This is a genomic window from Mycobacteroides abscessus ATCC 19977 (assembly GCF_000069185.1).
GTDB lineage: Bacteria > Actinomycetota > Actinomycetes > Mycobacteriales > Mycobacteriaceae > Mycobacterium > Mycobacterium abscessus.
Genome location: NC_010397.1, coordinates 4,824,130 through 4,850,248, shown reverse-complemented (window position 1 = coordinate 4,850,248; position 26,119 = coordinate 4,824,130). Strand labels below are relative to the sequence as shown.

Genomic DNA, 26,119 nt, shown 5'->3' with positions numbered 1-26,119 from the left:
GTAGGCCGTGAAAATCACCGTATTGTCTCCACTGAGCCCTGGAAGCACTCACTGACTGGGAGGCCGTATGTCGATCACATTGCCCCACAACTGGGCTGACGATTTGGGTGATCTGGCCGACTTCTATCGCGACCTGCATCAGAACCCGGAATTGTCGTTCCAAGAGCATCGGACCGCCGGAAAAATCGAGGAGGCCATCGCCCCACTCGGGCTTGAGGTGACAGCGGGCATAGGTGGTACCGGCGTTGTCGCTGTACTGCGCAACGGCTCCGGTCCGGTGATCTGGTTGCGTGCAGACTTCGATGCACTTCCGGTGCAGGAACAGACCGGCCTACCCTATGCGAGCACCGTCCGCGCGACGAACCCGGACGGCAAGGACGTCCCGGTCATGCACGCGTGCGGCCACGATATGCATGTCGCCGCGCTGGTCGGCGCTCTTCGGCTGCTCGATCAACTCAAGGCGACGTGGTCGGGAACAGTTGTCGCGGTGTTCCAGCCCGCAGAGGAAGTCGGCGGGGGTGCGAACGCGATGATCGCTGACGGCATCCTGGACCGGTTTCCCAGGCCGGACGTCGTTCTCGGACAGCATGTCGGTCCCCTGCCGGCCGGGATGATCGCGTACAAAACGGGCACGGCACTAGCCGCCTCGGATTCGCTCAAGCTGCAGTTGTTCGGGCGGGGTGGTCATGGCTCACAACCCGAATCGACGATAGACCCGGTGGTAATGGCGTCAAGTGTGGTACAGCGTCTACAGACGATCGTCTCGCGCGAGCTGTCTCCGTTCGAGCCCGCAGTGGTGACCGTCGGCTATGTGCATGCGGGCGCGAAGGACAACATCATTCCCGACGATGCGGAGCTCGGCATCAACGTGCGTACCTTCAATGAAGAGGTGCGAAAGAAGACGCTGGCCTCCATCACGCGGATCGCGCAGGCCGAGTCGATAGCCTCCGGTGCCGATAAAGAACCGGCGGTGACATCGATGCACACCTTCCCGGTCACCGTCGTAGACGACGGGGCGATGCAGGCGATAGCCGCAGTTTTCCGGGAGCACTTCGGTGCGGAGCGGGTGGTGGAGTCCCCCAGCCCGCTTGCGGGCAGCGAGGATGTCGGCATCTTTGGAACCACAGCCGGTGTTCCGACCGCGTTCTGGTTCTGGGGCGGATACGAGCAACAGCGTTTTGAGGAAGCCGCCGCGGCCGGAAAGCCGGTGCCGTCCAACCATTCTCCGGAATTTGCGCCGGTGCTGGAGCCCACCCTCAGTACTGGAATCGAGGCACTGACCGTGGCGGCGTTGTCTCGTCTGACCGCTAGGGCGTGATCAATCCGAGCATCCGCGCCCGTTCCAGGATTATGCGAGCTCGGTTGAGGCGGGGTAAGTCGCTGCCGTCCTTGGGCTTGCCGCCCTGGCTGTTGAAGCGATCCACGAAGTCTTGCGCCCATGACACATCTTCGTCGGAGGGACTCAGCCCCGTATTGATGGTGTCGGCATCCGATGAACGCAGGGCCAGCTTGCCCGTCATGCCCATGCGGCGTGTCAATGACACCGCCTCGGGCAGCTCGGCCGGGTCACGCGTCGGCCCGTCGATTGGCCCCGGGATGTGTGCGGCCCGCGACGCCACCACAAGTTGAGAACGGCTGTAGGCCAGTGCCAACGGATCTTGATCAACACCGATGTCGAGGGTGTAGTCGTTGACGCCGAAGGCAATACGAAAGCACGGGCGGGCCGCCGCGATGTCGTGTACCCGGGATAGGCCGCGTGCGGTCTCGATCAACGCGATCACCGGCGTCTCGCCACCAAGACGATTCGAGGTGTCCCACATGTGGTTTCCGCCCTCTGTCTTGGCAAGTACAACTCCCTTCAGACCGCGGGCGTCGGCCAGGGCCCGGCAGTCCGCTGACCAGAAGTCGCTGGATGCGTCGTTGACGCGCACCCACGCATTGCCGCCGGAGTTCAGATACTCCAGCACGCGTCCGCGTGCCGGCTCCTTCTCGTTCGGAGCGACGGCATCTTCCAAATCCAGGATTACCTCGTCGGCATTTGTGGAAGCGATGGCGGCTTCGAGACTGGCTTCCCGCGACGGATTCATCAGCAGCCACGAGCGTGAAACCTTCGAATTCACTGTCACCACACCAGTATTTCGCAGTGTGTGGCGCTACCGTGGAATTCTGCTCAGCCAGTCGGATTCTCCGTCGACGGGCTGATTCCCGATCACTACCATCGGCACACCGGATTTAGGGAAGGCACGCAAGAGCGGCAGATTATTGGCCGCGATGGCGCGGGCGTCAAAGGGCACCGGCAGCCCGAGTCTGATCAAATCCTGCGCCCCCTGAGGCGCGTGGACACGCTCGGCCAGCGCTGCCAGCTGGTCGTTGGTCAGGTCGGTGTCACCTTCTTCCTTCGGTTGTGCGTCTTTGGCGTAGATCTGCTGGATGAAGCGCCACGTGGTTTCACTCGACCGTGACTGGTCCGCGACCACGAAGCTCGCATATATCGCGCGGGTGTCGTATGTGCCGCTGGCAGAGTACTTATCGAGGAAATCCACGAACCGGAGATTGATGTGTAACCGGCCGGATTCGATGAGCCGCGCGATCTCCTCGCCCTGGTCCTGCACCATCTTCCCGCTGTAGGGGCACAGCGGATCCAGGTACAGATCGATTTGTCCCGGCGCCTCGGGAGCGCCAATCGAGAGGACATCGCCGGCGGGTGCCGCCTCGGCCGCACGGGCCAGCCCGACATTGGGCCCCCAGATCAGAACTGCGGTGAGTAGACCGAGGATTGTCGTGAGACGTTTCGCTGCGTGCATCGGTCCATCATGGCGCAGGCATATCAGTCCGGGGTGAAGGCCGTGCGGCGCCCCGGTGTCAGACCTTGCGGTTCTCCGAGGCGATCAGCCAGGCCAGCTTCTCGAGGCCGTCGATGAGTTGGTGCAGGATGTCGGCAGTGGTCGGGTCTTCCTCGTCGACCGCATCGTGCACCGCGCGCAGCGTGTTGACGGCGGCGTGGACCCGGACGGTGATGAGGTCCACCACATCGGCGGTGCTGCGCTCATACGGTGGGAAGTGCGGCAGCGTGGTGCTGGCCGCTACGGTGTCCGACCGTCCGTCGGGTACGGCGTAGAGAGCGCGCATCCGCTCGGCGACCGTGTCGCTGCCCTCGCGCGCGAACTCGACCAGCTCATCGAGTTGCAGATGTAGATCGCGGAAGTTGGTCCCCACCACGTTCCAATGAGCCTGTTTGCCTTGAAGATGAAGCTCGATGAGGTCGACGAGGACGCGTTGCAGGTTGTCCGACAAGGTCGACGAGGCACTGAAGTGTTTGATATCGGATTCTGAGAGACGGGCTGTGTTCGTCATGTCAGGTGCAACGCGCCTTAATTTGGATCTATTCCAGAAAGTGCGAGCCGGGTCGGTCGTCCGCGGAATCAGATGGACGCGCGGAGGTGCCTGAGTGCCTCGGCGGCGGCATGGGCGCCGCACATGCCGTGTGCGCCGGGGCCTGGCGGTGTGGCCGCCGAGCAGATGTACATGCCGGGGATGCCCAGGCGGTACGGGTGCGCGGTTGTCCGCGGTCCAAAGACCAGCTGACGGATGTCCTTGGCGCCGGTGACGATATCGCCACCGACGTAATTGGGGTTATAGACAGTCATGTCGGTGGTAGAACGCACGGCGGTCGCCACGATCCGGTCACGGAAGCCGGGGGCAAAGCGCTCTATCTGGTCGATCAGCGCCTGCGTGGCGTCGCCGGTAAACCCGTGCGGTACATGCGCATAAGTCCACAGTGGATGAATATTGCCGTTCGATCGCCCGGGGTCGGCGAGGTACTGTTGGCCCACGAGAACGAACGGGCGCTCGGGCATACGCCCTGCGTGTACGGCACGTTCCGTCGACGCGACCTCGGCGAAGGTGCCGCCGAGGTGAACCGTTCCGGCGCGGCCAGCATCTGGATTGGTCCACGGCACACCGTCTTCGATCGCGAAATCGACCTTGAACGCACCAGGCCCGTAACGGAACCGCGAGAGGCCGCGCGCTACGGAGGTCGGCAAATGGTCCCGCAGGATGTCGGCCACCTGAGTGGGCGAGAGGTCGAACAGGGTCACGTCGGCCGTGGGTAGCTGTGTGAACGACGTGACGTGAACCCCGGTCTCGATCCTTCCGCCGAACTGAGCCAGGAGTGAAGAGAGCGCGTCGGTGATGGATTGAGAGCCTCCCGCCGCGACCGGCCACCCGTGGCGGTGGCCGGCGGTGATGATCCCCAGACCGATTGCGGATGTCATCGGGTAGTGCAGGGGCCGGAAAGCATGTGCGGCGATACCGCCGAACAATGCACGGGCTTGTCTTGTTCGAAAGAGTTGTGCCGTGGCAGCGGCGGGTAGCACGGTGGGAACGCCGAATCGTGTCAGTGCCAGGGGATGCCTGGGTATCCGTAGCAGTGGTCCCATGATGTCCGCGGTCAGTAGATCAAAGTTGCGTGCCGGCCGTTCGAATAGCGCCCGCCACCGGCGCCCGTCGCGTCCCAGGCCATTGGCAGTTGCGGCGACATCGCGATAAAGCACGCCGCACGAACCGTCATCGAGGGGATGCGCGCAGTCCACTTCCGGCCAAAGCCACTGTAGGCCATGCTTTTCCAGATCAAGACCGGCGAGTACCGGCGACCCCACCGCCATGGGATGTATGGCCGAGCAATAGTCGTGGATCAGCCCTGGCCCAGTGGCCGCGCCTGATCGAACGCCGCCGCCGACCGAATCGGCGGCTTCCAGCACCGTGACGTGCACACCCTGCTGAGCGAGCAGGATTGCCGCTGTCAGCCCGTTGGGCCCGCCACCGACGATAACGGCAGTGCTCACTTCCTGATTCCGTTCAGCAGTGCCGCGGCCGCGTCAGTGATCCACTCGGGGGAGGCCTGAACCTCGCGGATCGATTCGGCGGCCTGATTCACCAGGCGAGTATGACACTTTGGACCCAGCCGTTGCGATCAGTGAGAGCGCGGCGTCGCCGCTCGTGTACGGGGCGATGTCGATGCATGTGACCAGCCTGCCATCGGTATCCATGCGAATGAGCGCAAAGGGATGACCTCCCGGTGCGATGACTGCTCCTACCCGTCCATCGATGAGAAGTATTGCCGCGACGGCGATTCTGTCAGTAAAGGACCGCGTCTCTTCGGCGACGGCTTGTGCGCCCCGTACGAGTGTGGCTGCGCCACTGGGGATGAGCGTGTGGTCGACGGTGCGAATCACGTCGGGCGCCATCAGGGTGATGAGGCGTTCGATGTCGCCACCGCGGGCTGCCGACAGGAATGCCTCGACTATCTCCAGCTGGCTGCCGACCTCACGGGCCCGCTCAGGGTCGGCCGCTCCGAGACGTGCTCGCGCCCGGCTGGCGAGCTTCTTGGCCGAGACGGCCGTGGTGTCTAGCACGGCGGCGATGTCGCCGAATGGCACGGCAAACAGGTCGTGCAGGACGTAGGCCACGCGCTGTTTGGGGGAGAGCTCGTCGAGCACCACCAGCACGGCGCGTGAAACTTCCTCGCGCCGTAGGAACTCTTCATCGGCGGCGAACTGGGTATCCGAAATATGTTCGGCGGTGAGCGGAACTTCGCCGTGGCGTTCACGTGCCCGGAGCTGATCGAGGCATAGCCGCGCGGTGACGGTGGTCAGCCACCCTGGAGCGTTGTCCACCCGGTTTGGGGCGGCCGACTGTGCCCGGATCCAGGCGGATTGCACCGCGTCTTCGGCATCGTGGCGTGAGCCCAGGATGCGATGGGCGACCGATAGCAGCCGTGGCCGCTCCGCCTCAAATTTCTCGATGAGATCCACGCGAGGTCACCTTTCCTTTCTGTCGATCGTCAAAGGGGTGAGGTAACGAAAACCGACGAGACAGGAGGCTCACATGAGCGTACAGATGGTCCGATTCAGCACGGACGCGCAGCGCGCGCACGAAGTAGAGGAAGCAATCGCGACACTGTTCACGGCAGTTGCGGAGGCGGCTCCGGCCGGCGTGACGTACACGGCGGGCAGGGTCGGTGACGGTTCCGACTTCGTGTTCATGCTGCAGCTGGCCGAGGGGGTCGATAATCCGCTGGTGGATATCCCGGGTGCGCTGGACTTTCGCGCCAGAGTCGCGGGATGGGCGGGCGAGGCCGTTGCCCCGCAGCTTTTCACGGTGCTCGGAAGGTACGAGGGCTGATGTCGATTCTGGAGACGGGGCTGCTGATCACGACTGTCCTATGTATAGCCACCAACGGATTTGAGGTGGTTGCCAAGGCCGTCAAGGCACAGTTCGTAGTGCAGAACTCCGGTGAAGTCGGCTTGGCGCCGCGATGGCTGCCCTATCTTGCGGTCGTCGAGGGAGCCGGTGTGGTGGGTCTGGTGATCGGGCTCGCCGGAGTGCGACAGATCGGGCTTGCGGCCGCAATCGGGTTGGTGGCCTTCTTCATTGGTGCGGTAGGGGCGCACATCCGCAGCAACGTGCTGCACAATATTGCGTTTCCGGGCGTGTTCTTGGCGCTTGCCCTCGGCTCGGTGGCCTATTTCACCCTGCCTGATTAATCAGGCGGAGCGTAGGTCTGCAGATACGCGGTGACCAGGCGGGCAAAGTCTGATGTCTAGTGTCCCGCTCCCGCACCTTTGGTGAATCCGAAGTCACCGTGCAGCCGATGGGTGCTCGCGACGATCGCGTCACACAGGGCTTGTTCGGGTTCGGAGAGCACGGATCGCCTGCGCAGCAGCACAAACTCCAATTCGCCCAGGTCGGGCAGGCTGTCATCGCTGACCTTGACCAGACCGCTCGGCAAAAGAGATTCGGCGTGAGCTATGACGCCCATACCGGCGAGGGCCGCAGCCCGCAGTCCAAGCTGACTGTCGCTGACGCACGCGATGCGCCAGGTGCGGCCCTCGCGTTCGAGCGCTCGCAGCGCCGCGTGCCGGGTCAGACTCGGCGGCGGATAGGTGACGACGGGCACCGGGTCGCGGACATGGTGCGTATTGGGTCTTCCCGCCCACACCAGCTTGTCGCGCCAGAGTAGTTCGCCGTGTGTTTCACCGGGCAGCCGCTTGGCCACCATCAGGTCCAGCTCGCCCGCGGTCATTCTGGTCTTGAGATATTCGCTGAGCCCGACGACGAGTTCCAGATCCACGCCCGGATGCGAGTTCTGAAATTCGACCAGTACATCGGGCAACTCGCGGGCCACCAGGTCGTCGGAGGCCCCGAGCCGGATCAGCCCGGTCAGCTCCGAGCTCGCGAAGAACCGGTCGGCCTGGGCCTGGGCATCGAGGATCGAGCGGGCGAAGCCGACCATCGCGGCGCCATCTGCGGTGGGCGCCAGATTGCGGGTATCGCGGCGGAACAGCTCTCGGCCGACGGATTGTTCCAGCCGCGCGATATGCCCGCTCACCGTCGACTGCCGCAGCCCAAGAATCCGTCCCGCCGCCGTAAAACCACCCGCGCGTTCAACTGTCAGAAAAGTTCGTAACAACTCGGGGTCCAGCACAACCATCACGGTACTCGTTCATAGATATCGTTTCTATCGGCTTTTGTAATCAGTGCTCGCACTCGTACGGTTGCTTAGTGAAGTGGTTGGCCAAACTCCGTATTGATGGGTTCCTGCTGGGGCTGTTCGCCGCGATGGGGATCGGACTGGTGCTTCCCGCGCGTGGAGATGCTGCCGACGTCCTCGACTGGGCGACCAAGATTGCCATCGCAGTGCTGTTCTTCCTCTACGGCACGCGCCTGGAGCCGCGTGAAGCACTTGAGGGCCTCAAACACTGGAAGCTGCACACCACGGTGCTGGCGGCGACCTACGTGCTGTTCCCGCTGCTTGGGCTGGCGATGCGGCTGTTGGTGCCCTCGGTTCTCACCGATGATCTCTACACGGGAGTGCTGTACCTGTGTCTGTTGCCCTCGACGGTGCAGTCCTCGATCGCGTTCACATCGATCGCCCGAGGCAACGTCGCAGCCGCGGTGGTCAGCGCATCGGTCTCGAACATGTTGGGTGTCTTCATGACTCCCGTGTTGGTGATGCTGCTGATGCAGACCACCGGCGAGGCGACGGTCTCTCCTACGGCGATACTGGAGATCGTCGTGCAGCTGCTGTTGCCCTTCGTCGCCGGACAGGTGTTGCGGCCCAAGCTGTATCGGGTGCTGTCGCACACCACGCTCACCAAGGTCGTCGATCGTGGGTCCGTGTATTTGGTGGTTTACGCGGCGTTCAGCGCGGGAATGGTCGAACACGTCTGGCAGGGCCTGCAGATCTCCCGGCTGTTGGCCGTGGTCGGTGTCAGTGTCGGGCTGCTGGCGGTGGTGCTGGGCGTCACGGCGGGGGCGGCGCGATTGCTGCGCTTCGACCGGGCCGACCGCATTGTGGTGATCTTCTGCGGCTCCAAGAAGAGCCTGGCGACGGGATTGCCGATGGCCACTGTGCTTTTCGCGGGGCACCCGGTGGGCTTGATTGTGCTGCCGCTGATGATCTTCCACCAGATCCAATTGATCACCTGTGCGGCGCTGGCCGGGCGTTGGGGCCGGGCCGCCGAGCGTGCGGACGAGGGGGACATCGGAAGCCAGGCCGTCGCGGCTGCCTGACCTGTGCCCATTGGTTGCCTGACTGTCGCTTCGGCGCGGTCTTGGGTAGCCTGGCATCGCTACCTCGAGGAGGGCGCTGGAATGCCTGAGGGCGACACGGTTTTTCGAACGGCCAAGCTCCTGGACGACGCGCTGGGCGGGCGGATCCTCACGGGCTGCGATATCCGTGTTCCCCGTTTCGCCACGGTCGACTTGAGTGGGCAACGTGTTGAGGGCGTGATCGCCAGGGGGAAGCATCTTTTCATTCGCGTGGGCGGGGCCAGCATTCACTCGCATCTGAAAATGGATGGCAGCTGGCGGATCATGCCCGCGGGCCGGCCGGGGCCTACCTGGAACCATCGAATCAGGGCGGTGCTTACCACGGACGATTCCGTGGCCGTCGGGACCAGCCTGGGCATCTTGGACGTGGTCGACCGAAGACGGGAAGGCGACGTGGTGGGGCATTTGGGCCCGGACCTTCTTGGGACAGACTGGGATCCGGATGTGGCCGTCGAGCGGTTGATCGCGCGATCAGATGAGGCGCTGAGCGCGGCACTCCTAGATCAGCGGGTCATGGCGGGCATTGGCAACGTGTATTCCAATGAGCTGTGCTTCTTGGCCGGGCTGCTGCCCACCACCGCGGTGGGACGCCTCGGGGACCCCGCGGGCCTGGTCGAGCGCGCCCACACATTGATGCATGCGAACAAGGACAGCTATCGCAGGACAACCACTGGTGACCCGCGTTCAGGCCGTGAACTGTGGGTGTACGGCCGGCATGGAAAACCGTGCCGCCGTTGCGGAACCCCGATCGCACGAGATCAGGGGCTGCCGCGTGTGGCCTACTGGTGCCCCAATTGCCAGCGGTGACCGCGGCCGTGGAGCATGAGAGTCGCTGGCCGGCTGCTGTCGGAGCGCTGGCTTAGAGTTCATCCAATGATGCTGCAGCGTTTCAGGCGGAGGGCCGCTCGTATGCGGCGGCGTCTGTCGCGTGCTTTTGTCACGCTGGTTGTCGTGGTGCTGACCGGGCCGGTCATCGCGCTGATCATGTGGCCGGCGGTTCTTGTATACCGGCACACAGGAGATCCAGCGCTGGCCGCGCTGGCTCAGGCGGCATATCTGGCGGCTCCGTATGCGGTGTATTTGGGCGTGCGTGGGGCGGGGTGGGCTCTGCGGCGACTTGGTGAGGCGATGGTGCGACGCCGCGATGAAGCCCAGTGGCAAAGGTACGCACGGTTATCCGGGCTCGCCGAGATCGATGGGATGTCCGGAGTCGATTTCGAGAGGTTCGTGGCGGCCCGTATGCATAGCGCGGGCTGGCATATTGAGACCACGCGGGTATCCGGTGATTACGGTGTCGACCTGATAGCCACGAATCGGCGCGATGTCGTGGCCGTACAGTGCAAGCGTTACTCAAAGACCGTGGGTGTCCGGGCGGTTCAAGAAGTGGTGGCGGGTGCGCGGCACTACGATTGCACTCGTGCCATGGTGGTAAGTAACCAAGACTTCACCCGCCAGGCTCAGGCGCTGGCGGCAACCAGCAGGTGCGAGCTCATCGGCCGGGATCGGTTGCCCCGGTGGCTGGTTCATGGGGAGAAATCCGCCTTTGCGAACGCCGCACCGCCCAGATGACAACCAGCAAGGCGGCACCCAAGAGCGGATAGCCCATCACGATGCGTGCGGTGGCCAGCCAGCCGACCGAGTCCTGGGTGTACAACCACTGTTGTACAACGAATCTGGATGCAAACACCGCGCTCAGTGCGAGTGTCGCCCACGCGAAGGCGGATCGTGACGGTTTGTCCTCCCGCCAGCGCTGACCGCCGCCGGTCAGGCCGTGCCAGATAACGCCAACAAGCGGCCAACCTATGACTACCGACATCGCGAAGACCACCGCGGCGATCAGGCTGGTCCAAATACCCATCAGGAAAAAGCCCTTGGCGGAACCGACCTGGACGGCTATGGCCGCCGAAACCGCGACCCCGAGCACCCCGGAAACTGCCGGTTGTAGTGCCTGATTGCGCAGCCATCGCCAGGCCGCGATGGCCGCTGCGGTTGCCATGGAGATCCATATTGCGCCGACCAAGCCAAACGCACTGTTACCCATCGTGAAAGTAACGCTTGGTAGGCCGGCGTAGACAAGTCCGGACAGTCCTCCGGATTGCTCGAGCAGGGTGGGCTTACGGTTGGTTTTCGCGGATGCTTCGAATGTCTCGGTCACGACACCTGCCGTCCGCCCACATGTTGTGCCAGGAATCGCTCTGTCGCACGGTGCAGGTCGATCTGGTTTTCCGGGTTCAGGAAGCCGTGCCCCTCATCCGCCTTGACCATGTATTCGACCTCGACCCCGCGGGCGCGCAGGGCTGCCACGATATTGTCTGATTCGGCCTGAACCACGCGAACATCGTTGGCGCCCTGTGCAACCAGCAATGGCGTCCGGATCCGGTCCACCCGGCTGATGGGCGATCGGGCGAGCATGTCGGCTTCCTGTTCGGGCACGGCGGGGTCGCCGACATAGCGATACCAGTTGTTGGCCAGATTCGGCCGCACGAACGGTGGAAGGGTGCGCATGAAGTTCGCGAGATTCGAGATGCCCACATAGTCGACGGCGGCGGCGAAGACATCAGGGGTGAAGGTCACGCCGACCAGCGCGGAGTAGCCACCGTACGAGCCGCCGAATATTGCTATCCGGCCGGGGTCCGCGTAGCCCTGTTCGACCGCCCAGTCCACGGCGTCGATCAGGTCGTCATGCATCTTGCCCGCGAATTCCCCAATGGCAGCCTTGGTGAAGGCCTTTCCGTAGCCGGTGGAACCCCGGAAGTTGACCTGTAGCACCGCATATCCGCGGTTAGCGAGGAGTTGCACCGTCGGATCGAAACCCCAACTGTCGCGATGCCACGGACCGCCGTGGACCACGAGTACCAGCGGCAGTCCTTCGGGCTCGGTCCCGACGGGCAATGTCAGGTACGAGTTCAGGGTCAGCCCGTCGCGCGCGGTGATCGTTACCGGCACCACGGGTGCAAGGTCCGCTGGATCCAGGTGTGGGTACGGACGAAAGAGCTGGTGGCTTTCCCCCGTGGCGTGGTCGTAGAAGTATGTGACCCCAGGATCTCGATCGTGCGTGAAGCTCACCACCCAGCGCCGACCGTCCTCGTCGGATGAGACTTCCGCCAGGTCTCCGTCCGAGAGCTCCTGGAGCTTCTCCAACACGGGGCCGAAATCCGGGTCGAGGACCCGGATTTCCTGTCGCGCGCCGAGGTATCGGGCAGCCAGGAGCTCACCGGATTTTCGGTGTCTAATCAGCGTAGGTGGCAGGCCGAGAGCGGCGGCCAGGTCGTATGCCGGGTGGCTGTCGATCGTGGACTCCGCGCCGGTGGCCAGATCCAGCCGGACCAGCCGGGTGCGGTCGGTGTCCCGGCTGGAGCCGAGCCACATTCCGGAACCATCCGGCGTCATCTGTGTCGGGTTCATTCCGACCGGATAGTCGGCGCCGTCATACACGCACAGCGGGCGCAGCGCCCCGGACTCGTATCGCGAGAATTCGATATCACCTCCAGGTGTCAGCGATTGTGCGAACACTTCGTGATTCGGGCCGCAGAACCAGGCCATGACCCCGCCGGGATTCTCGGCGAGCATGGTCAGCTCGCCCGATGCGATATCTAGCTCGTAGAGGTCGATCTGGTCGATCCGGCGGTGGTTTAGCTGGATGTAGACCTTGCCCGAACGGCCGTAGGGCCGTTCCAGTCCGAGCAGCCGCGCACCGGGAAACGGCGTCAGATCCACGGCCGTGGCATCGGGGGTGCTCAGGTCCACGCGGTACAGGTGCCAGTTCTCGTCGCCGCCGGAGTCCTGTACGTAGAGCAGCCAGCGTGGGTCGTCTACCCAGAAAAAACCGGTGACACTTCGAGTTTCGTCGTGCGTGACGCACCGTGCCTCCGTGGAGCCGATGCCCTGAACCCACACATTGAGTCGGTTCTTTCTCGGTGCCAGGTACGCGATCATGGTGCCGTCCGGTGAAATCGACGCGGATGTGCGGACGGGTGGCTCGAAGAACTCTTCGACCGTGATGAGCTTGGGCAGCCCCATGGTGTTCCTCTCGGTGTCGGCGTAACACCAGGAGAAACTATGCCGCTACGGCACTGTCAACTGTAGTGTCGCCGACCTGTGAAAAGGCGACCGAATGGTCGCGAGGATGTGGTGGCGGTTGACGATTAGGCCGGCGATCGCCAGCACGCCGTACACGCCGCACAGGATGAGCCGGCCATGGGTCGAGGTGATCGGGAACTGGACCACAAACAGTGCCAACAGTGCCCAGGCCGTAGCGCGGTGGAATCGCAGGGCGAGAATCAGGGCCACACCCATCATGGTTTGCGTCGCGGTCAGCAGCGTTTCCTCAACCTGACGGGCATCGAGGACCAACGAGAATCCGCCACCGCCGGCAAGATGGGCGAGCGGCAGCGAGCCGATCAGCAGTGTCCACTGGTTGACCTTGGACGAGATCAGTGTCGCGATGGCTGCGGTGCCCTTGCCGCGCGCGGCAAAAATCGCGGCGATGATGAACTCGGGTGCCTCAGATGCCAACGGCGCGAGCCACTGCACCAGCAGGAACTGGTCGACACCCAATTGCGTTCCGGCACTCACCAGACTGTTGGCGAACGGCTCGGCGCACAGCAGAATGACGGAGGCGGCCAGGACGAACATCGTGACGACCGTGCTGCGGCGCAGATGCTTGGGCAGCATGCCTATCGCTGCGGCGGTGCCCACCAGATCCGGTTCTTCGGCCTCGCCCCGGCTGATGGTGAACAGATAAAAGCCGAACCACGCGAGCAGTGCGATGCCGAGCGCGAGATGAATCTGGCCACTTGCCGGGATCACAAACGCCACCACCCCGGCGACCGTCAGGAACCCGAGTTCGATGCGGTTGGACGGCTCCAACGAAAGCAGGTTGACCGGGTGGCCGGACGTCTTGCGTGCCACTGCCAATGCGAGGAGAACGACGACAGGCCATCCGAGGCCCATCAACAAACGGTTCGACCCGGTCATGTTCGCCGCCGCGTATTGGGTGTACTCGGGGACGTGACCGGAGATGTAAGCGTAGTAGAGATCGACGGCATATTCAGGCAGCACCGCGATCAAGGCCAGTACTGCGATCGCGAGGCCACCGGAGACATCGATCTGCGCTGCCTCTGCGGCCCACGCCAATACGAAGCTCGCGGCTACTACTGCCGCGCCGTAGATCACGAGTGCGAGGACCGGACTGGGGTGCAATCCACCGACCCGGGTGATCAGCGCGGGCGCCATGAACAACGCAGTGGTGCATATCGACCGCAGGAGCTGACGTCGCAATCCACCGACTACGGCGGGCGTACTCGCGGTGGTGGGCACGGCATCCTCTCTCGGTAGGGGCAGGAGTGATCCCCGGCCTCTCGGGTCGCAGACACAAGCTAGCACCACCGCATGCATCCAGCAACAGATCGATGCCCCTGTGCGATATCGTCGGAGGCTGGAAATCACCAGGTTACGGGTGCCTTTATCGATTGTTCGGTAACCCTAATGCCAATATATGGCAAACCGCACTGTCTGCGGCGCGGGGTAGCCGCTGATGGCGGCGGGATTCATGTGTTGACTATGCCGTAACGGCATAGTGTCGAGTGGCACCCATGGCAACGGATGCTGAAGGAGTGGCGGTGGGCTGGAGCACTCGAGAGCTTGCCGATCTTGCCGGCACCAGCTTGCGCACGGTGCGGCACTATCACGACGTCGGACTGCTCGGCGAGCCCGAACGTCGGCCCAACGGTTACAAGAGCTACGGCGTCGCACATTTGGTTCGGGTGCTACAGATCAAACGCCTGACCGGGCTGGGTCTTTCGTTGAAACAGATCGCGGAGATGGATGAGGCTGATGAGAATCAGCAGGAGGCGCTGCGGGCACTCGACGCGGAACTGGCTGCGACCATCGATCGGCTGCAAGGTGTGCGTGATGAGCTGGCACAGATATTCTCCAGTGAGATAGCGGCAGATCTTCCGCGCGAATTCGGTGCTGCTGCGGTCGACATGAACTTTTCGGAGACGGATCGATCACTCGCCTTCGTGATGTCCAGGGTGCTGGGCCCGGCCGGCTTGCAGGCCTTCGTCGGGATGTTCCTGGACCAGCAGGACCGCGCGCTCGATCATGAGCTGGAAAACCTGCCCGCCGATGCGGGCGAACGGACACGCGCCGATCTCGCAGAACGAATGTCGTTGCACGCTAAGCGGTTGTATGCCGATCACCCCGGAATGCTGAATTCGACCGCCGATGCCCCGCGTGGGCAGCGCTTCGCTGAAAGCACGGTGGCGCGGGCGCTATTGGATCTGTTCAATCCCGCGCAGCTTGATGTGCTGATCCGGGTCGGCGCCGCTGTGCGATCAGAACCGGGTGAGGGTTAGTTGCTCGGCTGGGGGATATTGCACCGACTTACTGATGGATTGAGGCCCGCGTAATTCAGTGGTCCGGCGATAACGGTCAGCGCGATGGTTCCTGCGCTGGCACAGGTTTGTGGGCTATTGGTGAAGTAGCCGCGTTGAGCGACGGCAATGGCGCCAATGATCAACCAGATGGCCAATAGCACTCCGGCATAGCGCATGATGTTCTCCTTGCCATTTCAATCGGGCCATTTCAATCGGGCCATTTCGGTCGGGCCATTTCGGTGGGCGGGGTCAGTAGTAGTGGCGACGACCCCCGACGGCGTGACCCATGCGGCCCGCGACCAGCAGTACCAAGCCGATGACCATCAGGACGACTCCGGCGGTCCAGAGCAAGCCGATATCGAGGAAGTATCCGGCGGCCAACAGGATGGCTCCGAGGATGATCATGGGCTCTCACCTGTTTCGTGTGGGTTCTCACGCGCTCGCGCTACATATTGTTTACGGTGTTAACTATACGCCTCCGTCCCCCTTGGGGGGAGAGTTTGAGCATCTGTGTTCTGCGGTCAAGCCGCATTAGGGTTTGTATTTAATTTCTTGTGTGACAGGCTAATTGGCTGCAGAAGCGAGGCGGTGCGAGCGAGCGTCCTTGACACGCCGCGGTGTCCCGAAGCAGCCTGGACGGATGAGACCTTCGGTGGGCATCGCCAGTGCGTGCACGGCCGCCATGTTGGTTGCGGGTGGATGCGGCCAGGCCGGCCCCGGGGGTTCGCAGACCGGAAGCATCGGAGTCGCCTTGCCGACAACCTCTGGAGAAGCCACGACCTCGGTGACCGGCGGCCGCGGGATATCCGTCGCTTCCGCGCGGCAGGCATTGCAGACGGCGGGGGCGGCGGTGCCCGGCGGGCGGCCGTTCGACCTGGAGACGGGAAGCGACGAGGGGCAACGGGTGCTGGAGGTGAAGGTGGCGTCCCGGGGCGAGGAATTCAAGGTGGTCGTCGCGGCGGATGGACAGCAGGTTGTGCGACAGCAGCAAGCCGACAAGCCCAGTGACGATGTCGCCAAGGCGGAGGGCGCCAAGGTAGATGCGCGGAGGGCATTGCAGGCGGCTGCCGGTACCGACCCGGGTAGCACGCTGTCAGAGATGGAGATCGACACCAACTACGACGGCGCCGTGGTCTGGCAGGTTGCACTGGTGCACCGCGATGGCTCGACGCTGCAGATCGACGTGGACGCCAAGAGCGCGGCGATCAGCGCTCGCTGACGCGGTCGCGTCTGTTTCACATTCATCAGTGGCCTCCAACACAACGTAGCGGATCCCCGCGTGGGTGCGGGTAATTGCTGCGGCCGGCTAGGCCGTCAGTCACCGTGGGCGGGGGCCGGACCCGTCACCTTGTCGCGGCCCCTGCGCGCTCATGGCGAAAAGCATGGGAATTAAGGAACTTACGGGCCGTTCGTACGGCGATTGCGGTCATCCCCGCCTTCGGCGCCCACATCTGCAGATCTGGTTGCCGGCGACATGGCCGATGGGACGGGACCGCAAACTGGGCAGTTGACGAAACTGTAAACGTAGTGCAAATTTTGTCCCTGTGACAGGTGTCGATGAGCAGGTAGGAATCGGTCAGCTTGTGGACGATCTGCAAGGCCGACACCCCAGCGTGACTCGCGACGTGGTCGATGCGGTGGTGCGGGCGGTGCATGCTCGCTTCGACGGCAGCCCCGTGCGCGACTATGTTCCGCTGCTGGTCGAGCGGCGCGCCCGCGAAGAATTGGCGCTTCTCAGCGTCTGACGAGCTAGCTCTCGGGTAGTACGCCGGTGCCGTGGATCGCGGCGCGAATCGCGTATTCGACGTCGCTGTTCGCGATGAATAGCATTTCGTCGCCGGCCTCCAGGAGATCGCCCGGACTGGGTGTGACGACCGTTCCATGCCGGACCACGGTGACCAACGCGGTGTTCGGTGGTAGTTCCAGGTCCGCAACTCGTCTCCCGACGAGTGGATTATCCTGTGGCAGAGTAAGTTTCGTTAGGTCTGCGCGTCCCTCGCGCAATCCCATGAGACGCACCAGATGCCCGATGTCAATGGCGCCCTCGATGCCGGCGACCATGGCGCCGGGGGTGGATACCGCGACGTCGACCCCCCAGGCCTGACCGAACAGCCACTGGTTGCGGATGTCATTGATGCGGGCGACAACCCGCGGTACGCCGAACTCGCTCTTGGCCAGCAGCCCCACCACCAGGTTCGCCTTGTCGTCACCGGTCGCGGCGACCACGACATCGCACGTCTCAGTTCCCGCTTCCTCGAGAGTGTCCAACTCGCACGCGTCGGCGTTGAGCCAGTCCGCACCGGCCACCGACTGGGGTTCGAAATTGCTGCGCTCGCGCTCGATCAGCAGGATCTTGTGGCCGTAGTCAACCAGTTCGCGTGCGACGGAACGGCCCACCTTGCCCGCGCCGGCGATCGCGACCCGCATCTTCCGTTCCACCATCCCGCTATCGTGCCCTATTAATTAGAGTCGACCGACGGGAACGAAGTGAGCCTGCACCAGCTGTACCTGGACTTGCTCATCGGTGGGCTGGTGCTGCTTGCCAGCATCGTGGGTACCAGGGTCGCGACTCGCATCGGATTTCCCAGCCTGCTGTTCTTCCTCCTAGTCGGAGTCGTCCTCGGGGAGGACGGGCTCGGCCTCGAGTTCGACAACGTGGAGCTGGCCCGGAATGTGTGTACCGCTGCGCTCGCGGTGATCCTCGTCGAAGGCGGTTTGACCACGCGGTTTGCCGATATCCGCAAGGTGCTTGCTCCTGCCGGCGCGTTGGCCACGGTCGGCGTGGTGGTCAGCACCGTAGTCACGGCGTTCGGTGCGCATGTGCTGCTGCGCATGGACTGGCAGCTGGCACTGCTGCTCGGCGCCATCGTGTCCTCGACCGACGCCGCAGCGGTCTTTTCGGTGCTGCGGGTGCTGCCGTTGCCGCGTCGGCTTGCGGGGCTGTTGGAGGCCGAGTCCGGGTTCAACGATGCCCCCGCCGTGATCCTGGTGCTGATGTTCAGCATCGTGCCTTTTGTGTTCGAGCCGAAGAGCACCGCCGTGCAGATCGTGTACGAACTGCTGGCCGGTTCCGCGATAGGTCTGCTGTGTGGCTTCCTGGGTGCCATGGCGCTGCGGCGCGTCGCGCTGCCGGCCTCGGGTTTGTATCCGATCGCGACATTCGGTATCGGCCTTGTCGCGTTCGCAGCGTCGGGCACCGTGCACGCCAGCGGTTTCATTGCCGCCTACCTGGCGGCGGTGGTGTTGGCCAACTCCGGCCTGCCGCACCGATCCGCCACCCGATCCTTCGCCGAGGGATTGGGCTGGCTGGCGCAAATCGGCCTCTTTGTCCTACTCGGGCTACTGGTCAATCCCAGCGAGTTGATGGATGACCTGCTGCCCGCCATCCTGGTGGGGCTTGTTCTGCTGTTGGTAGCTCGCCCGCTCTCGGTGGTGGTATCTCTCATCGGATTTGGCGTTCCCTGGCGCGAGCAAGCATTCCTGTCCTGGGCCGGACTGCGTGGTGCCGTACCCGTCGTGCTGGCGACCTTTCCCATCGTCGCGGGGGTACCCGACAGCTATCGTTTATTGAACATCGTGTTCGTGCTGGTGGTGGTCTTCACGCTGGTACAGGGGCCGAGCCTGCGGCCCGTCGCGCATCTACTGGGGTTGATCACGAGGGAGGCCACGCGCGAAATCCAGGTTGAGGCGGCTCCTTTGGACGTATTGGACGCCGAACTGCTCACCATGAAGGTTCAACCTGCGTCCCGGCTGCGCAATGTCACCATCCTCGAATTGAGGCTGCCCGACCCGGCGGTGGTCACGCTGATCATCAGACAGGGCAACACGTTCGTCCCGCTGCCTGACACCCGGATCGAGCCGGGCGATGAACTGATGATCGTCACGACCAGCAAGACCAGGGCGCTGACCGAGTCGAGGCTGCGGGCGGTGAGCAGGCGCGGAAAGCTCGCCTACTGGTTCGATGAGTACGGAGACGTGGGTTGATTCTCGCGCCGGGGCGTCAAGCGGCCGTTGAGAATTTGGTGTTGCGTTGACGCACAGCACCACTCGGGCATACAGTACCGAGCGTCAGCACCTCGCTAGGCGAGGCTCCTGCACGAACACAGGCCACTGATCCGACGACGTCGAGAGACGCCCAGGGTTAGGACAGATCTCCCCGGCTTAAGGGGTGATCCGAGGTGGCTTCCCGTCCAGGGATTACGTCGTGCAGTGCCGAAGCTCTGACGAGAGAGGTGGTCGGCCGTCGCTTGGCGTGCGCCTCTGGTCCGGGCACGCTTGTCGTGTGTTGACGTGAACTATTGCGGCACAGCCGCTCTGGCAGCGAGGAGGTGAGGGACGATATGCAGTCCGGCGATAGTCCGTATCCCAGTCCGGATCGTAAGTCTGGCCTAGGCCAGCACATACATGTGTTCCCAGCCTTCCGCTGCGGCACCGATCACGCCTGACCTTTCGCGAGACCTGATGCGATAGGCCATTTTCGGCGCGCTTGGGTCATATCCGCAGTGGCACCGAATCCTGAGAAAGGGCGGCAACTGCAATGGCATTCTTCAATGGCGTCTCACGCCGGTACGACGCCGACAGACATCGCCCGGCAAGCGCTGTCATGGACAGCGCGCATGTCGGGGACATCGTCGGCGCTCTGGGCACCATCGGACAACACGAGAATATCGAGGGCCGCAGCCGTTGGCAGCGGTTCCGGATGCTGTTGGCGGTCTTGGGACCCGGTCTCATCGTGATGGTCGGTGACAACGACGCCGGTGGCGTGGCCACCTACGCGCAGGCCGGTCAGAACTACGGCATGGCGCTGCTGTGGACCTTGGCGCTTCTCATTCCTGTGCTCTACGTCAATCAAGAGATGGTGGTGCGGCTGGGCGCGGTCGCCGGGGTCGGGCACGCGCGGCTCATCTTCAGCCGATTCGGACGTTTCTGGGGCGCCTTCAGCGTCGGTGATCTGTTCGTCGTCAACGCATTGACCATAGTCACCGAATTCATCGGAGTCGCAATGGCACTGAGCTACTTTGGACTCCCACGCTGGATCTCGGTACCGCTGTCCGCGGTGCTGTTGTTCGCGGTGGTCGCCGGTGGCTCGTTCCGGCGATGGGAACGATTCCTGTTCGCCCTCATCGCGATAAATATCGTGATGATACCCATGGCCATTCTGGTGCATCCGTCGGTCAGCAAGACCGCATCTGGCTTCGTGCCCTCGTTTCCCGGGGGCTTGAACGCTGAACTGCTGATGTTGATCGTCGCGATCGTGGGCACCACGGTGGCGCCGTGGCAATTGTTCTTCCAGCAGTCCAATATCGTGGACAAGCGTTTGACGCCGCGCTGGATCCGTTATGAGCGAGTCGATCTTGCGGTGGGCATCGTTGTGGTGATGATCGGTGCGGTCTGCATCATGGGGGCCGCGGCATTCGGACTGGCCGGTACCGACGCAGGGGGAGACTTCACCGATGCGGGAGCGGTCGCGCGGCTACTACACGAGCATGTAAGCCCAACGGTGGGTGCGCTGTTCGCCATCCTGCTGTTGGATGCTTCGCTTATCGGAGCCAACGCGGTGGGGTTGGCCACCACCTACGCGTTGGGGGACACGTTCGGTAAGCGTCACTCGCTGCACTGGAAGCCGACGGAGGCGCCCGTCTTTTATCTGGGGTACGCGATGCTGTTGGTGGTCGCGGCGGCGGTTTCCTTCAGCCCTGATCCAGTGCTCGGAGTGCTCACCCAGGGCGTGCAGGCGCTCGCGGGGGTGTTGCTGCCATCGGCCACCGTCTTCCTGGTGTTGCTGTGTAATGACAAGGCGGTTCTGGGCCCGTGGGTGAACTCCACACGTCAGAATATTGTTGCGGGAGTTATCGTTTGGGTTCTGGTGTTGCTGTCACTGTCCCTTACCGCGGCGACGTTCTTCCCGGATCTGACCACCACACAACTCAAGGTATTTTTCGTTGTGGGCGCGGGCGTTGGCCTGCTGGGTGGGCTGTTCGTGTCCCTGGCCAAGAGCCGTGCCGAGCATGCTGCCGCCAGCGCGGTCGCCGCCGAGTTGGGCGGTCTGGATCCCGATCAGGTGCAGGACTTGGACTCCATGCCACGAGACCGAGTGTTGCGCAGGGATATCCAGTGGCAGGAGCGCGAAAGCTGGCGTACCCCGGCGCTTGAGACGCTCGAACGTCCGGCGTGGTCACCGCTACGCACGGCGGGCATGATCGCCCTGCGAGGCTATCTGGTGGTGGCAGTGCTTTTGGTAGGTGTCAAAGTCGCGCAGACCATCATCGGGTAGTGCGATGAAGTGGCTTGAGTGGGCGCATTGCCGCGGCATGTCGACAGATCTGTTCTTTTCGCCGGATCACGAGCGGGGGAAGGCACGGAGTCTGCGTGAGGCCCGAGCGAAACAGATCTGCCGTCGCTGTCCGGTTCGCGAGCCGTGTAGCAGCTATGCCATCGCGGCCGGCGAGTCATTCGGGGTCTGGGGTGCGACCACCCCCAGGGAAAGACGCGACCGCAATGGATGCGGAGACGGGGCAGACACTGGACGTAGTTAGGCATAACGAATAAGATAGTTAGGTGACCCGAAATCAGGAGGAAGGGGCGGCGGCTCGGGACGTGTCATGGTGCGAGACCGTTGCGGTAGCGCAAGCACTCGCCCTGGGAGACAAGGTCTCCGCGGCGCATATGTTGCGCACCAGTCGACGCCTTCTCATGGTTTCGGAGGGTCTGCTACATCTGCTCTCGCTGCTGATGCGTGGGGCCCCGGCCGGCGATACGAATCGCCTGCTCGACGCGGCCCGGATCCGCACCGCGCCGCCGCCAATTCCGAATCTCGTTCCAGTACAACCATTTCAGGAGGTCTCGCACACGATGTCCACCCTCACCGACGAGATGAAGCGGATGCTCGGCGCACAACTGGCGATCCTTGCGACGGTGACCGATGGTACGACTCCCAATATCGGTCCGAAGCGTTCCCTGCGTGTCCGCGATGATCGGTCTCTGATATTCAACGAAAACACCGGCGGGCAGACGTTGGCCAATATTCATGCGGGATCGAAGGTTTCCGTCGCGGTGATCGATCGCGAGGCGTTGGACGGTTATCGCTTCGTCGGTTCGGCGCAGATCCACGAATCGGGCCCGGCCTTCGACAATGCTGTCGCGTTCGCCCAGGAACGGGGCATGAAGCACCCGCGTTGTGCCGTCGTCATCGACATCGAGGACATCTACACGCTCAAGCCGGGAGCTGGCGCAGGTAAGCGCGTGCGGACAGGAGGCCATGGCTGATGCGCCGCCTCTCAGGATGAGGCCATCATGTTTGGCAGCCGGGCTGTTCATCCGGTGTCACATTGCGCACCCGGCCGCGTTTCACCCGACTGCGATAACCGCACGAGAGTGTGAGCCCCGGGCGCTACGGTAGTGACGCTGCTCACGCCCCGGTGACAGCTGCTACGGCAATCCCGTGCCGGACCTGCACGAACGTCCGCCGGGCGGGAGGTGGTTAGCGCGAGCTCACAGGGAATAGTTAGCTTAGGTATGTACTTTTACTGTGTGGGCAGTGGCGCCCCCCGTACTCGTAACTAACACCGATTCTTCCGAGGTATCAGGCATGACTGAAACGATCTCCACAGCGGCTGTCCCCACTACGGATCTCGAAGAGCAGGTGAAGCGACGCATCGAGCAGGTCGTGTCCAACGATCCGCAGCTGGCGGCGCTTCTCCCGGAAGATTCGGTCACCGAGGCGGTCAACGAGCCCGATCTACCGCTGGTCGAGGTGATCAGGCGACTGCTGGAGGGCTACGGTGACCGCCCGGCACTCGGCCAGCGCGCCTTCGAGTTCGTCACCGGGGACGACGGTGCGACCGTGATCGCGCTGAAGCCCGAATACACCACCGTCTCCTACCGCGAGTTGTGGGAACGTGCCGAGGCTATCGCTGCCGCGTGGCACGAGCAGGGCATCCGTGACGGCGACTTCGTCGCTCAGTTGGGTTTCACCAGCACGGACTTCGCGTCGCTCGACGTCGCGGGATTGCGTCTGGGCACCGTCTCGGTGCCCCTGCAGACGGGCGCGTCGCTGCAGCAGCGCAACGCGATTCTCGAAGAGACCCGGCCCGCAGTCTTTGCCGCGAGTATCGAATACCTTGATGCCGCCGTCGATTCGGTGCTTGCGACCCCCTCGGTGCGACTCCTCTCGGTTTTCGACTATCACGCGGAGGTCGACAGCCAGCGCGAAGCGCTGGAGGCTGTGCGGGCCCGGCTTGAGAGTGCCGGCCGGACGATCGTCGTCGAGGCCCTGGCGGAGGCTCTCGCGCGGGGGCGGGACCTGCCCGCCGCGCCGCTGCCCAGTGCAGATCCCGATGCCTTGCGTCTGCTCATCTACACCTCCGGCAGCACCGGTACCCCCAAGGGCGCCATGTATCCGCAATGGCTGGTCGCCAACTTGTGGCAGAAGAAGTGGCTCACCGACGATGTGATTCCGTCCATAGGCGTGAACTTCATGCCCATGAGCCACCTGGCGGGTCGCCTCACTCTCATGGGCACCCTTTCCGGTGGCGGAACCGCCTACTACATCGCTTCGAGCGATCTTTCGACTTTCTTCGAGGACATCGCGCTCATCCGCCCCTCCGAAGTGCTCTTCGTGCCGCGTGTGGTGGAGATGGTGTTCCAGCGTTTTCAGGCAGAATTGGACCGGTCCCTTGCCCCGGGTGAGAGCAACTCCGAGATCGCGGAGCGAATCAAGGTCCGCATCCGGGAACAGGACTTCGGCGGGCGTGTGCTCAGTGCTGGCTCCGGGTCGGCCCCGTTGTCTCCTGAGATGACGGAGTTCATGGAGTCGCTGCTGCAGGTGCCGTTGCGCGACGGGTATGGGTCCACCGAGGCCGGTGGTGTGTGGCGTGACGGAGTCCTGCAGCGTCCGCCCGTCACCGACTACAAGCTGGTTGACGTTCCGGAACTCGGATACTTCACCACAGATTCGCCGCATCCCCGTGGCGAGCTGCGGTTGAAGTCGGAGACGATGTTCCCCGGCTACTACAAGCGCCCGGAGACCACTGCCGATGTCTTCGATGACGAGGGGTACTACAAGACCGGTGACGTGGTCGCCGAGCTCGGGCCGGATCACCTCAAGTACCTCGACCGCGTCAAGAACGTCCTCAAGCTCGCGCAGGGAGAGTTTGTCGCGGTGTCAAAGCTGGAGGCCGCTTACACCGGCAGCCCGCTGGTCCGGCAGATCTTTGTGTACGGGAACAGTGAACGCTCGTTCCTGCTGGCTGTCGTGGTCCCGACACCCGAAGTCCTTGAGCGGTACGCAGATTCGCCAGATGCGCTCAAGCCCTTGATCCAGGATTCGCTGCAGCAGGTCGCCAAGGACGCGGAGCTGCAATCCTATGAGATACCGCGCGACTTCATCGTTGAGACGGTGCCGTTCACCGTCGAGTCCGGATTGCTATCGGACGCGCGAAAGCTGCTGCGCCCCAAGCTGAAGGATCACTACGGAGAGAGGCTGGAGGCGCTGTACGCCGAACTGGCGGAAAGCCAGAATGAGCGGCTGCGCCAGTTGGCCAGGGAGGCAGCCACGCGCCCGGTCCTGGAGACGGTGACCGATGCGGCCGCCGCGCTGCTGGGCGCATCGTCCTCGGATCTGGCTCCTGATGTGCGATTCATCGACCTCGGTGGCGACTCACTGTCGGCGCTGTCGTACTCCGAGCTGCTGCGCGACATCTTTGAGGTGGACGTTCCGGTGGGCGTCATCAACAGCGTCGCCAACGACCTTGCCGCGATCGCCCGGCACATCGAGGCGCAGCGGACCGGCGCCGCTACGCAGCCGACCTTTGCGTCGGTCCACGGCAAGGACGCGACGGTCATCACCGCCGGTGAACTCACCCTCGACAAGTTCTTGGACGAGTCACTGTTGAAAGCGGCCAAGGACGTTCAGCCGGCAACGGCCGATGTCAAGACCGTTCTAGTGACCGGCGGCAACGGCTGGTTGGGTCGTTGGCTGGTGCTCGATTGGCTGGAGCGGTTGGCACCCAATGGTGGCAAGGTCTACGCCCTCATTCGTGGCGCCGATGCCGAAGCAGCCCGGGCACGGTTGGACGCCGTGTACGAATCGGGTGATCCCAAGCTGTCCGCGCATTATCGTCAGCTGGCGCAACAGAGTCTGGAAGTTATCGCCGGCGATTTCGGCGACCAGGATCTCGGTCTATCCCAGGAAGTTTGGCAGAAGCTGGCCAAGGACGTGGACCTGATCGTGCACTCCGGTGCCTTGGTGAACCACGTGCTGCCGTACAGCCAGTTGTTCGGTCCGAATGTGGCGGGTACCGCCGAGATCATCAAGCTGGCAATTTCGGAGCGGCTCAAGCCGGTCACCTACCTGTCGACGGTGGGCATCGCCGACCAGATTCCGGTGACGGAGTTCGAGGAAGACTCCGATGTTCGTGTGATGTCGGCCGAGCGCCAGATCAATGACGGCTACGCGAACGGATACGGCAACTCAAAATGGGCCGGCGAGGTGCTGTTGCGGGAGGCTCATGACCTAGCGGGGCTGCCGGTGCGTGTGTTCCGCTCCGACATGATCCTGGCGCACAGTGACTACCACGGACAGCTCAACGTCACCGACGTGTTCACCCGGAGCATCCAGAGTCTGCTGCTCACCGGTGTTGCACCGGCCAGCTTCTATGAATTGGATGCCGACGGCAATCGGCAGCGCGCTCACTATGACGGTGTGCCCGGCGATTTCACCGCCGCATCGATCACCGCCATCGGCGGTGTGAACGTGGTAGACGGTTACCGCAGCTTCGACGTGTTCAACCCGCACCATGACGGTGTCTCGATGGATACCTTCGTCGACTGGCTGATCGACGCAGGCTACAAGATCGCGCGGATCGACGATTACGACCAGTGGCTCGCCCGGTTCGAGCTGGCCCTCAAGGGATTGCCCGAGCAGCAGCGGCAACAGTCGGTGTTGCCACTTCTCAAGATGTACGAGAAGCCGCAACCGGCGATCGACGGAAGTGCACTTCCGACCGCAGAATTCAGTCGCGCCGTGCACGAGGCGAAGGTCGGAGACAGCGGTGAGATACCGCACGTCACCAAGGAGCTGATCCTCAAGTACGCCAGCGATATTCAGCTGTTGGGCCTGGTGTAGG

Annotated in this window: 26 protein-coding genes and 1 riboswitch; of the genes, 14 read left to right on the top strand and 12 right to left on the bottom strand. The window is 63.4% G+C overall.

Going from position 1 to position 26,119, the window contains the following annotated elements:
* Positions 1-67: 67 nt before the first annotated feature.
* Positions 68-1,318, top strand: a complete 1,251-nt coding sequence (locus MAB_RS23980) for a M20 family metallopeptidase (protein ID WP_005112637.1) — start codon at positions 68-70, stop codon at positions 1,316-1,318.
* On the opposite strand, the gene MAB_RS23975 is transcribed toward MAB_RS23980, so the two are convergent.
* From MAB_RS23975 to MAB_RS23955, 5 genes are all read right to left on the bottom strand, one after another.
* Positions 1,308-2,129, bottom strand: a complete 822-nt coding sequence (locus tag MAB_RS23975; protein WP_005082640.1) for an HpcH/HpaI aldolase/citrate lyase family protein — start codon at positions 2,127-2,129, stop codon at positions 1,308-1,310. The genes MAB_RS23980 and MAB_RS23975 overlap by 11 nt on opposite strands.
* Before the next feature lie 24 nt (positions 2,130-2,153).
* Positions 2,154-2,804 (bottom strand): DsbA family protein, encoded by a 651-nt coding sequence (locus MAB_RS23970; protein WP_005082639.1) that lies wholly within the window; start codon positions 2,802-2,804, stop codon positions 2,154-2,156.
* A gap of 58 nt (positions 2,805-2,862) precedes the next feature.
* Complete coding sequence (locus tag MAB_RS23965; protein WP_005082637.1) at positions 2,863-3,354, bottom strand: Dps family protein; 492 nt, start codon at positions 3,352-3,354, stop codon at positions 2,863-2,865.
* Positions 3,355-3,422: 68 nt separating this feature from the next.
* On the bottom strand, positions 3,423-4,844 hold the full coding sequence (locus MAB_RS23960; protein WP_005082635.1) for a phytoene desaturase family protein: 1,422 nt from the start codon (positions 4,842-4,844) through the stop codon (positions 3,423-3,425).
* Positions 4,845-4,877: 33 nt separating this feature from the next.
* Positions 4,878-5,813 (bottom strand): sigma-70 family RNA polymerase sigma factor, encoded by a 936-nt coding sequence (locus tag MAB_RS23955; protein WP_005112635.1) that lies wholly within the window; start codon positions 5,811-5,813, stop codon positions 4,878-4,880.
* A 73-nt stretch (positions 5,814-5,886) separates the two neighbouring features.
* On the opposite strand from MAB_RS23955, the gene MAB_RS23950 reads away from it, so the two are divergent.
* Both MAB_RS23950 and MAB_RS23945 read left to right on the top strand, forming a co-directional pair.
* Entirely contained in the window at positions 5,887-6,183 is a 297-nt protein-coding gene (locus MAB_RS23950) for a hypothetical protein (RefSeq protein WP_005089173.1), read from the top strand.
* Entirely contained in the window at positions 6,183-6,545 is a 363-nt protein-coding gene (locus MAB_RS23945; RefSeq protein WP_005082630.1) for a DoxX family protein, read from the top strand. Before MAB_RS23950 ends, MAB_RS23945 begins: the two co-directional genes overlap by 1 nt.
* Before the next feature lie 56 nt (positions 6,546-6,601).
* On the opposite strand, the gene MAB_RS23940 is transcribed toward MAB_RS23945, so the two are convergent.
* Entirely contained in the window at positions 6,602-7,492 is an 891-nt protein-coding gene (locus MAB_RS23940) for a LysR family transcriptional regulator (protein WP_005112632.1), read from the bottom strand.
* Between the two features lie 71 nt (positions 7,493-7,563).
* On the opposite strand from MAB_RS23940, the gene MAB_RS23935 reads away from it, so the two are divergent.
* The 3 genes from MAB_RS23935 to MAB_RS23925 all read left to right on the top strand — a co-directional run bounded on the left by MAB_RS23935 (position 7,564) and on the right by MAB_RS23925 (position 10,182).
* Positions 7,564-8,574, top strand: coding sequence for a bile acid:sodium symporter family protein (locus MAB_RS23935; protein WP_005095694.1), 1,011 nt, complete (start codon positions 7,564-7,566; stop codon positions 8,572-8,574).
* Positions 8,575-8,655: 81 nt separating this feature from the next.
* Positions 8,656-9,420, top strand: coding sequence for an endonuclease VIII Nei2 (gene nei2, locus MAB_RS23930; RefSeq protein WP_005095691.1), 765 nt, complete (start codon positions 8,656-8,658; stop codon positions 9,418-9,420).
* Positions 9,421-9,522: 102 nt separating this feature from the next.
* Positions 9,523-10,182 (top strand): restriction endonuclease, encoded by a 660-nt coding sequence (locus tag MAB_RS23925; protein ID WP_005098582.1) that lies wholly within the window; start codon positions 9,523-9,525, stop codon positions 10,180-10,182.
* Here MAB_RS23925 and MAB_RS23920 read toward each other — a convergent pair.
* From MAB_RS23920 to MAB_RS23910, 3 genes are read right to left on the bottom strand one after another with little or no spacing between them, the layout of a single operon-like run.
* The gene (locus MAB_RS23920; protein WP_005095689.1) at positions 10,103-10,768 is read right to left on the bottom strand and encodes a DUF3159 domain-containing protein; all 666 of its coding nucleotides are present in this window, start codon (positions 10,766-10,768) and stop codon (positions 10,103-10,105) included. The genes MAB_RS23925 and MAB_RS23920 overlap by 80 nt on opposite strands.
* On the bottom strand, positions 10,765-12,633 hold the full coding sequence (locus MAB_RS23915; RefSeq protein ID WP_005095687.1) for a S9 family peptidase: 1,869 nt from the start codon (positions 12,631-12,633) through the stop codon (positions 10,765-10,767). The genes MAB_RS23920 and MAB_RS23915 overlap by 4 nt, the downstream gene beginning before the upstream one ends.
* A 45-nt stretch (positions 12,634-12,678) precedes the next feature.
* The gene (locus tag MAB_RS23910; RefSeq protein WP_005082601.1) at positions 12,679-13,932 is read right to left on the bottom strand and encodes a sodium/hydrogen exchanger; all 1,254 of its coding nucleotides are present in this window, start codon (positions 13,930-13,932) and stop codon (positions 12,679-12,681) included.
* 275 nt (positions 13,933-14,207) lie between these two features.
* Between MAB_RS23910 and MAB_RS23905 the strand changes: the two genes are divergently transcribed.
* On the top strand, positions 14,208-14,972 hold the full coding sequence (locus MAB_RS23905; protein ID WP_005114809.1) for a MerR family transcriptional regulator: 765 nt from the start codon (positions 14,208-14,210) through the stop codon (positions 14,970-14,972).
* Here MAB_RS23905 and MAB_RS23900 read toward each other — a convergent pair.
* Positions 14,969-15,169 carry a hypothetical protein gene (locus MAB_RS23900; RefSeq protein ID WP_005082597.1) on the bottom strand — a complete coding sequence of 67 codons (201 nt, stop codon included), beginning with the start codon at positions 15,167-15,169 and terminating at the stop codon, positions 14,969-14,971. The genes MAB_RS23905 and MAB_RS23900 overlap by 4 nt on opposite strands.
* Before the next feature lie 73 nt (positions 15,170-15,242).
* Positions 15,243-15,398 (bottom strand): DUF6131 family protein, encoded by a 156-nt coding sequence (locus tag MAB_RS23895; RefSeq protein WP_005064742.1) that lies wholly within the window; start codon positions 15,396-15,398, stop codon positions 15,243-15,245.
* 235 nt (positions 15,399-15,633) lie between these two features.
* On the opposite strand from MAB_RS23895, the gene MAB_RS23890 reads away from it, so the two are divergent.
* Together MAB_RS23890 and MAB_RS23885 are read left to right on the top strand one after the other, a co-directional pair.
* Positions 15,634-16,212: a PepSY domain-containing protein gene (locus tag MAB_RS23890; RefSeq protein ID WP_005114808.1), complete on the top strand. Its 579-nt coding sequence runs from the start codon at positions 15,634-15,636 to the stop codon at positions 16,210-16,212.
* Positions 16,213-16,537: 325 nt separating this feature from the next.
* On the top strand, positions 16,538-16,738 hold the full coding sequence (locus tag MAB_RS23885) for a three-helix bundle dimerization domain-containing protein (RefSeq protein ID WP_005064744.1): 201 nt from the start codon (positions 16,538-16,540) through the stop codon (positions 16,736-16,738).
* A 4-nt stretch (positions 16,739-16,742) separates the two neighbouring features.
* On the opposite strand, the gene MAB_RS23880 is transcribed toward MAB_RS23885, so the two are convergent.
* Positions 16,743-17,420 (bottom strand): potassium channel family protein, encoded by a 678-nt coding sequence (locus MAB_RS23880; RefSeq protein WP_005095681.1) that lies wholly within the window; start codon positions 17,418-17,420, stop codon positions 16,743-16,745.
* A gap of 60 nt (positions 17,421-17,480) precedes the next feature.
* Here MAB_RS23880 and MAB_RS23875 point away from each other — a divergent pair, with 60 nt between their 5' ends.
* The 5 genes from MAB_RS23875 to car all read left to right on the top strand — a co-directional run bounded on the left by MAB_RS23875 (position 17,481) and on the right by car (position 26,118).
* Positions 17,481-18,977 (top strand): potassium/proton antiporter, encoded by a 1,497-nt coding sequence (locus MAB_RS23875; RefSeq protein ID WP_005082592.1) that lies wholly within the window; start codon positions 17,481-17,483, stop codon positions 18,975-18,977.
* A gap of 84 nt (positions 18,978-19,061) precedes the next feature.
* A riboswitch (M-box (ykoK) riboswitch) is annotated at positions 19,062-19,232 on the top strand.
* Between the two features lie 298 nt (positions 19,233-19,530).
* Entirely contained in the window at positions 19,531-21,267 is a 1,737-nt protein-coding gene (locus MAB_RS23870) for an NRAMP family divalent metal transporter (protein ID WP_005112624.1), read from the top strand.
* Positions 21,268-21,271: 4 nt separating this feature from the next.
* Positions 21,272-21,529, top strand: coding sequence for a WhiB family transcriptional regulator (locus tag MAB_RS23865; protein WP_074244000.1), 258 nt, complete (start codon positions 21,272-21,274; stop codon positions 21,527-21,529).
* Positions 21,530-21,845: 316 nt separating this feature from the next.
* On the top strand, positions 21,846-22,259 hold the full coding sequence (locus MAB_RS23860; RefSeq protein ID WP_005095677.1) for a pyridoxamine 5'-phosphate oxidase family protein: 414 nt from the start codon (positions 21,846-21,848) through the stop codon (positions 22,257-22,259).
* Between the two features lie 322 nt (positions 22,260-22,581).
* Positions 22,582-26,118 (top strand): carboxylic acid reductase, encoded by a 3,537-nt coding sequence (gene car, locus MAB_RS23855; RefSeq protein WP_005082584.1) that lies wholly within the window; start codon positions 22,582-22,584, stop codon positions 26,116-26,118.
* Position 26,119 lies beyond the last annotated feature (1 nt).